At 33.5% G+C, this 7,208-nt stretch carries 6 protein-coding genes and 1 pseudogene; 3 read left to right on the top strand and 4 right to left on the bottom strand.

Annotated features, from left to right (window positions below):
* The first annotated feature begins 21 nt into the window (after window positions 1-21).
* Together DIU01_RS09465 and DIU01_RS09460 are read left to right on the top strand one after the other, a co-directional pair.
* The gene (locus tag DIU01_RS09465) at window positions 22-441 is read left to right on the top strand and encodes a hypothetical protein (protein WP_290833825.1); all 420 of its coding nucleotides are present in this window, start codon (window positions 22-24) and stop codon (window positions 439-441) included.
* 22 nt (window positions 442-463) lie between these two features.
* Window positions 464-760 (top strand): DUF721 domain-containing protein, encoded by a 297-nt coding sequence (locus DIU01_RS09460; RefSeq protein ID WP_290833824.1) that lies wholly within the window; start codon window positions 464-466, stop codon window positions 758-760.
* A 57-nt stretch (window positions 761-817) separates the two neighbouring features.
* Here DIU01_RS09460 and aceA read toward each other — a convergent pair whose 3' ends face one another.
* Both aceA and aceB read right to left on the bottom strand, forming a co-directional pair.
* The gene (gene aceA, locus DIU01_RS09455; protein WP_290833823.1) at window positions 818-2,095 is read right to left on the bottom strand and encodes an isocitrate lyase; all 1,278 of its coding nucleotides are present in this window, start codon (window positions 2,093-2,095) and stop codon (window positions 818-820) included.
* Window positions 2,096-2,171: 76 nt separating this feature from the next.
* Window positions 2,172-3,755: a malate synthase A gene (gene aceB / locus DIU01_RS09450; RefSeq protein WP_290833822.1), complete on the bottom strand. Its 1,584-nt coding sequence runs from the start codon at window positions 3,753-3,755 to the stop codon at window positions 2,172-2,174.
* Window positions 3,756-4,014: 259 nt separating this feature from the next.
* Between aceB and DIU01_RS09445 the strand changes: the two genes are divergently transcribed.
* A complete protein-coding gene (locus DIU01_RS09445) occupies window positions 4,015-5,490 on the top strand; it encodes a helix-turn-helix domain-containing protein (protein ID WP_290833821.1) in 1,476 nt (491 codons plus the stop codon).
* A gap of 86 nt (window positions 5,491-5,576) precedes the next feature.
* On the opposite strand, the gene DIU01_RS09440 is transcribed toward DIU01_RS09445, so the two are convergent.
* Both DIU01_RS09440 and bshC read right to left on the bottom strand, forming a co-directional pair.
* The gene (locus DIU01_RS09440; protein ID WP_290833820.1) at window positions 5,577-5,996 is read right to left on the bottom strand and encodes a nucleoside-diphosphate kinase; all 420 of its coding nucleotides are present in this window, start codon (window positions 5,994-5,996) and stop codon (window positions 5,577-5,579) included.
* 360 nt (window positions 5,997-6,356) lie between these two features.
* Window positions 6,357-7,208 (bottom strand): annotated as a pseudogene (bshC, locus tag DIU01_RS09435) (bacillithiol biosynthesis BshC); the annotation flags it as partial.

The following is a 7,208-nucleotide window of genomic DNA, read 5'->3' as shown; positions in this document are numbered from 1 at the left end:
ATTTTAAACTTTATTTAAATCATGAAAAAAGCACTTTATATTTTAGTTTTATCGTTCCTTTTTGTAGGCTGTAAACAAACAATTACCGATCAAGATATCAACAAGATAAATGGTTATTGGGAAATTGAAAAAGTCCTATTAAAAGACGGTGAAAAGAAAGATTACAAAATGAATGAAACCGTAGATCATTTTCAAGTTTCTAATAATAAAGGTTTTAGAAAAAAACTAATGCCGCAATTTGATGGAACGTATCTTACCAATGATGTAGTAGAAAAAATTTCAATTTCATCTAAAGACGGAAGCTACTTCATTAATTATTCTACAAGTTATGGCAAATGGCAAGAAGAAATTGTTGAAATTAAAGATTCTACTTTAGTACTTAAAAATAAAGAAGAACAAGAGTATTATTATAAAAAATACCAAGGATTTTCATTAAAATAATACTGAAATAATATCAGCTCGAATGGCAAAAAGAACAAGCAACGAAAGTTCTATATCCGATGTTTTACAGCAGTTTATTCAAGTGAATAGGCTAGAAGCTGGCATGGATAAAATTGATGTGGAACAAGCCTGGAAAAACCTTATGGGAAATGGCGTAAACAGTTACACACAAGAAGTTGTTTTAAAAGGAACAACATTGTATGTGAAACTAACATCGGCAGTTTTACGTGAAGAATTAAGCTACGGAAAGCAAAAAATCATAACAATGCTCAACGAAGAATTGCGAAAAGAAGTCGTTAAAGATTTAGTTTTCAGATAAAAAAAAAACGCTTCAGCCGCGAAACTGAAGCGTTCAAACAACAAACTTAAAAATCTATTAAAACTGAGCGGTTTCAGTAGAATCTTTCATAGCAACAGTCGAATTTAATCCAGCCGTAACTGTGTTTTGTACTTCGTCAAAATAAGTTGTTCCAACAAAATTTTGGTGTTTTACAGCTTTAAATCCTTCTTTTTGAAGAGCAAATTCTCTTTCTTGTAATTCAGAATATCCTGCCATTCCACGTTTTTTATAGGCTAATGCTAGTTCAAACATTGATGTGTTTAAGGCATGAAATCCTGCTAATGTTATAAATTGAAATTTGTAACCCATTGCAGCCAAATCTTCTCTAAAAGTTTCCATTTCTGGAACTGATAATTTTGCAGCCCAATTAAATGATGGTGAGCAATTGTAAGCCAACATTTTTCCTGGAAATTTTGCGTGAATTCCTTCGGCAAATTTACGTGCATAATCTAAATCAGGATTGGAGGTTTCCATCCAGATTAAATCGGCATATGGAGCGTAAGATAATCCACGGTCAATTCCTTGTTCTACTCCACAATTTACATAGAAAAAACCTTCCGGAGTGCGTTCGCCAGTGATGAATTTTCTATCACGTTCGTCAACATCACTTGTTATTAAATTTGCGGCATCAGCATCTGTTCGAGCTACAATTAAACTTGGAACATTCATTACATCGGCAGCCAAACGAGCAGCGACTAATTTATTTATGGCTTCTTGTGTTGGAACTAGAACTTTTCCGCCAAGGTGACCACATTTTTTTGCAGATGATAATTGATCTTCAAAATGAACTCCAGATGCGCCAGCTTCAATCATACTTTTCATCAGTTCGAAAGCATTTAAGTTGCCTCCAAAACCTGCTTCTGCATCTGCAACAATTGGAACTAAATAATCTTTTTTATTTTCGATTTTGTTTACAGTCTGAATTTGATCGGCTCTCAATAACGCATTGTTTATTTTCTTAACCACAATAGGAACACTATTTGCTGGATACAAAGATTGATCTGGATACATTTCGCCAGCAATATTAGCATCGGCTGCAACTTGCCATCCACTTAAATAAATAGCTTCTAAACCAGCTTCAACTTCTTGAATGGCTTGATTTCCTGTTAAAGCACCAAGTCCAGCAACCCAATCTTGATTGTTTAATTTTTTCCAAAGAATTTCTGAACCACGACGTGCAATAGAATGTTCTATCTGATAAGAACCTTGTAAGGTTATTACTTTTTCGGCTGTGTAAGGTCTTTCAATTCCGTTCCATCTTGGATTTGTTGTCCAATCTGCGATTAATGCTTGAATTCTGTCTTCTGTTTTCATACTTTTGTACTGTTTAGATAGTTATTTATTTAATTATTTATTTAGAAACTGTCGAATGTTACCGCATTCGGCAGTTTTATTTTATAAAATTGTAGGCTTCTAGGGTCAGAAAATCGTCTAGTTTTTCATTAAAAATCATTGTTGAAAATAGTTTTGTTGCCAATTCAAATTGTCCCGAATGGAATCGCTCTTTGCCAACATAGTCTTCAATTTTCACTAATTCTTCTTTGATGATTTTGTCATAGAATGTTTTAGAAACCAATTCTCCAGTATCTAATTTTACTTCTTTTTTTAGCCAAAGCCAAAGTTGTGCTTTCGAAATCTCTGCTGTTGCAGCATCTTCCATTAAATTATATAATGCTGCTGCTCCAACTCCTTTGAGCCAAGATTCTAGATATAGAATTCCAACATTGATGTTTTTTCGAACGCCATTTTCTGTGATTGTTCCTTTTGGAAGTTCTAGAAGTTGCTCTTCGGTGATGTTAAGTTCGTTTCGTTTAATGTGCATTTGATTTTTAGTTGGCATGTTTTCATTGAAGACTTTCATAGCCAAACTCACTAATCCTGGATGCGCAACCCATGTTCCGTCGTGACCGTTTTTCACTTCACGTTCTTTGTCGGCTTTTACTTTTTCGAAAGCAATAGTGTTGGCTTCTTCATCGTTTTTAATTGGAATTTGTGCAGCCATTCCGCCAATTGCTAGAATACTTCTTCTGTGACAAACTTGAATTACTCGTAAAGAATAAGCACTCATAAACGGACTTGTCATAGTAACTTGATCTCTATCTGGAACCATAAAATTGGGATGATTTTTTAGTTTTTTGATATAAGAGAAAATGTAATCCCAACGACCGCAATTTAAGCCTGCAATGTGGTTTTTTAATTCATAAATAATTTCATCCAATTGAAAACTGGCAGTTATGGTTTCTATTAAAACCGTTGCTTTTATGGTACCGACTGGAACTTTGAAATAGTTTTGTGCAAATTCAAATACTTCGTTCCACCATCTTGCTTCATTAGAGTGTTCAATTTTTGGTAAATACAGATAAACTCCAAGACTTTGTTTTTGTAACTCGAGTACGTTATGAAAAAAGTATAAACCAAAGTCAACTAACGAACCCGAAAGGTTTTCATCGTTTGCAGTTAAGTTTTTTTCTTCTAGATGTAAACCCCTTGGGCGAACAAGTAAAGTGGCAACGTCATCATTTAGTTGGTAGCTTTTACCGTTTTGTTCTAATGTTATTGTTTTTCTAATGGCATCTTTAAGATTTTGTTGTCCTTCCATTAGATTTTCGAAAGTTGGTGAACAGCTGTCTTCGAAGTCGGCCATGAATATTTTGGCACCAGAATTTAGTGCGTTGATTACCATTTTTCTATCAACTGGTCCAGTGATTTCAACTCTTCGATCTAAAAGTTTTTCTGGAATTGGTGCTGCTGACCAAACTGAGTTTCTAATAGATTCTGTTTCTATTGGAAATTTTGGAGCAAAACCTTGATCAAATAAATCTTGTTGAATGTCTCTTTCTTTTAATAATGCTATTCGTTTTGAATTGAATTTATGATGCAATGCATTTAAAAAAGTTAGTGCTTCTGGTGTTAAAATGTTTTGATGCTGTGCTACATTTTGAACTTCTACAGTTGTTTTTTCTGTTGTTTCCATAAGAGGTTGTTTTTTGTTACTGCAATACTATAAAAAAAATAAATACAAAACAAGCGAACGTTCGCTAAAATGTAAAAATATTTTTTCAGCTATTGTTTTTATTTGAATTATTGTATCTTTGTTGAAGGAACAAGTACACAAATAGTTAGTCAAATAGCCCTGACTGGAGCAAGTATCCTTTTTTTGTAAAAAAAAGATACTGCGGAAGGCAGGAATATGGATTACCAGTAAAGCCCGAGCCATTCGCTCCTTAAAAAATATGATTGAAGAAGAATATATTAGATTGATATTTGGTTTGAAATTAAAGCAAATTAGAACCGAGAAAAACCTTTCTTTGTTTGGATTAGCAAAGGTTACAGGACTTTCTAAATCGTATTTGAACGAAATTGAGAAAGGCAAAAAATACCCAAAGCGTGATAAGATTTTGCTTTTGTCTGATGCTTTAGATTCGACTTACGACCAGATGGTTTCGTTGAAGTTGGATAAGAATTTGGCGCCAATTGGTGAAATTTTGCAATCTAGAATTTTGAAGGAAATTCCGTTAGATATTTTCGGAATTAAAGAAAGTAATTTGATTGATATTATTGCAGAAGCTCCAATAAAAGTGAATGCTTTTATCAGTACGTTATTCGAAATTGCTAAACATTATAATCTAACAAGAGAGAGTTTTTTTCTAGCTGCTTTGCGTTCTTATCAAGAAGCAAACAACAATTATTTTGACGATGTTGAACAGAAAGTTGAGCAATTTGCGAAAGCCTATTCGCTGGATTTGACCACAAAATTGAATGTTGAAGATTTGGAAGAAATTTTGGTTGATGAATATGGTTACACAATTAACAATGAAGAGTTGACTGAACATGAAGAGTTGGTGTATTTGCGCTCGGTTTTTGTACCAAAATCAAAAACATTATTGATTTCTAAAAGTGCCGATGTCTCGCAACGAATGTTCATTTATGCGAAAGAAATTGCGTATAATTACATGGAAATTAGCGATAGATTGTATACTTTTTCATGGATTAAATTTGAAAGTTTTGACCAGGTTTTAAATAACTTTTATGCTTCATACTTTGCTGGAGCATTGCTAATTCCGAGGAAAGAATTGGTAAAAGAATTGAAATTGTTTTTTGAACAAAAGACGTTTAATCCTAACGGATTTACCAATTTGATAGCGAAGTTTACCGATTCACCAGAAACTTTTTATCAGCGATTGACCAATGTTTTGTCAAAGGATTTTAATTTGAAGAATTTGTTTTTCTTGCGCTTCAATTACAAACCGGAGCGAAATGATTTTCAGCTCTNNGAACTTCATATTACCAATTTGTTAGAACCACATGCTAACGAAAATAACGAGCATTATTGTCGTCGTTGGGTTTCAATAAAGACGCTGAGTGCGATTCCAAATTCGGAAGAAAATCACCTTTTTGACACCCAAATTTCGAGTTACAATCATACAGATAATGAGTATTTTGTACTTTCATCGGCAACAAAAGATCCTTTTAGAAATGGTTATTACAGAAGTATTGCTTTGGGAATTATGATTTCTTCCCATTCGCAAAGTAAATTGCAATTCTTGGATGATGAAACCATTAAACGAAAAAAAGTAGGAGTTACTTGCGAATCTTGCTCGATTGAAGATTGCCAAGAACGTGCGGCGCCACCAAAAAAGATAGAGCGCAAACAACGCTTCGAAAAAATTGATAAAGTGGTTCAAGAATTAATGGAAAAATACAGTTAAAAAAAATCTCGTTTCAATTAAGAAACGAGATTTTATATTTTTATGCACAATCAACATAACTGCCGACTGCGACTGAACACTGAATACTAGAACTGCTCTCTTCCAGCAAAGTGAAAAGCACCTTCGATAGCAGCATTTTCATCAGAATCTGAACCGTGAACAGCATTTTCTCCAATAGAAGTTGCATATTTTTTACGGATAGTTCCTTCAGCAGCATCAGCAGGATTTGTAGCACCAATTAAAGTTCTAAAATCTTCAACAGCATTTTCTTTTTCAAGAATTGCAGCAACGATTGGTCCACGTGACATAAATTCAACTAACTCACCGTAGAAAGGTCTTGCAGCGTGAACAGCATAAAATGCTTGAGCATCAGCAACAGTTAATTGTGTTAATTTCAAAGAAACAATCTTGAAACCACCTTCAGTAATCATGTTTAAAATTCCACCGATGTGTCCGTTTTCAACAGCATCAGGCTTAATCATTGTAAATGTTCTATTTGTAGCCATTTTAATTTATTTGTTTTATTCGGGTGCAAAAGTAAGCTTTTTTGTTTGAATTGAAAGTTTATGAGTTTAAAAAGTTTATGAGATTAAAAGTGATTTTTACTAGAAGCGAATTCCCGAAGCTTCGGGATTGGGCGTTCTTGGTTTCCGTTTTCCTGCTTTTCGTTGCAATCTTTACCAACTCCGACAGAGTTCAAAACTCTGTCGGAGTTAATAAAGGATTTACACTGCAAATGCAACGCATTCACTGAACTCCAATAAAAAATAAACGCTTTATGAAGTAATTAGTGCTAAATTAGTTTCCATTTTAACTTTTGTAAACTTTGCGAACTTTGCGTAAATCATTATGACTTTGCGGTTACACTACAAAACCACAACTTTAAATTCTTGTTCCAACGGTTGTAATTCCTTCAAAACTTTTTCAATAAAAGAACTTCCAACTTCAAGATAAAATTCACTAAAATTGGCTTTACGTTCTTGCAAACTTTGGTTAGGATACTACTCGTTTTGAAGCAATAAAATGCGTTCCAATTTATCTGTATGAACTCTTTTTTCGGCTTTTAAAAGTCGTTTTTCTAGGTTTTCTAATCCTTTTATTTGCTTAATTTCTTGTGCTTTTACTGCGCCGGTAAACGATTTGTCTGTTTTATCTGCAATAGCAAAAAGTTCCTCAAATTGTTTTCTCAAATGTTCTTTTTGAGAAGTAAAGTCAATAGAAAACTCTGAGAATTCTTTTGTTTTTTTATCAAATAAATCTTGCTGATTCGAAAATAAATCGGACCAAGTTAATTCTAATTTGTCTGCTTTTTCCGCTTGTTTTGTAGTTGCCAAAAGCACAGAATTCCGAATCAATAGCATCGGAAAAGTTACGTTATTCGCTTCAAAATTAGATTTCAATTCCAACCAATACGCAATTTCGCCTCCGCCACCAATGTAGCATAAATTAGGCAAAATTACTTCTTCATAAAGTGGACGCAAAATCACATTCGGACTAAATTTTTCTGGAAAATTTTCAACTTCTGCTAGAATTTCAGCTTCTGTAAAAGTGGTATTTGTATTATTTACTTTGAACTTATCATCTTCAAAAATAATTCGTTCACGCAAATTGTCTTCAATATAAAACAAGTTAATCTCACGCGGATTCACTTGAACAAAATAATCTTTCAATTGTTCGTTAGTTTCCGTGACGTTCTTAAAAGAATTTTGCTCTAGAAG

This window comes from Flavobacterium sp. (genome assembly GCF_003525665.1).
Classification (GTDB): Bacteria; Bacteroidota; Bacteroidia; order Flavobacteriales; family Flavobacteriaceae; genus Flavobacterium.
This window is presented reverse-complemented; position numbering and strand designations above follow the sequence as displayed.

Coding starts and splice junctions, on each gene's coding strand:
- aceA (WP_290833823.1), bottom strand. CDS start 2,095: ATGAAAACAGAAGACAGAATTCAAGCATTAATCGCAGATTGGACAACA.
- aceB (WP_290833822.1), bottom strand. CDS start 3,755: ATGGAAACAACAGAAAAAACAACTGTAGAAGTTCAAAATGTAGCACAG.
- DIU01_RS09460 (WP_290833824.1), top strand. CDS start 464: ATGGCAAAAAGAACAAGCAACGAAAGTTCTATATCCGATGTTTTACAG.
- DIU01_RS09440 (WP_290833820.1), bottom strand. CDS start 5,996: ATGGCTACAAATAGAACATTTACAATGATTAAGCCTGATGCTGTTGAA.
- DIU01_RS09465 (WP_290833825.1), top strand. CDS start 22: ATGAAAAAAGCACTTTATATTTTAGTTTTATCGTTCCTTTTTGTAGGC.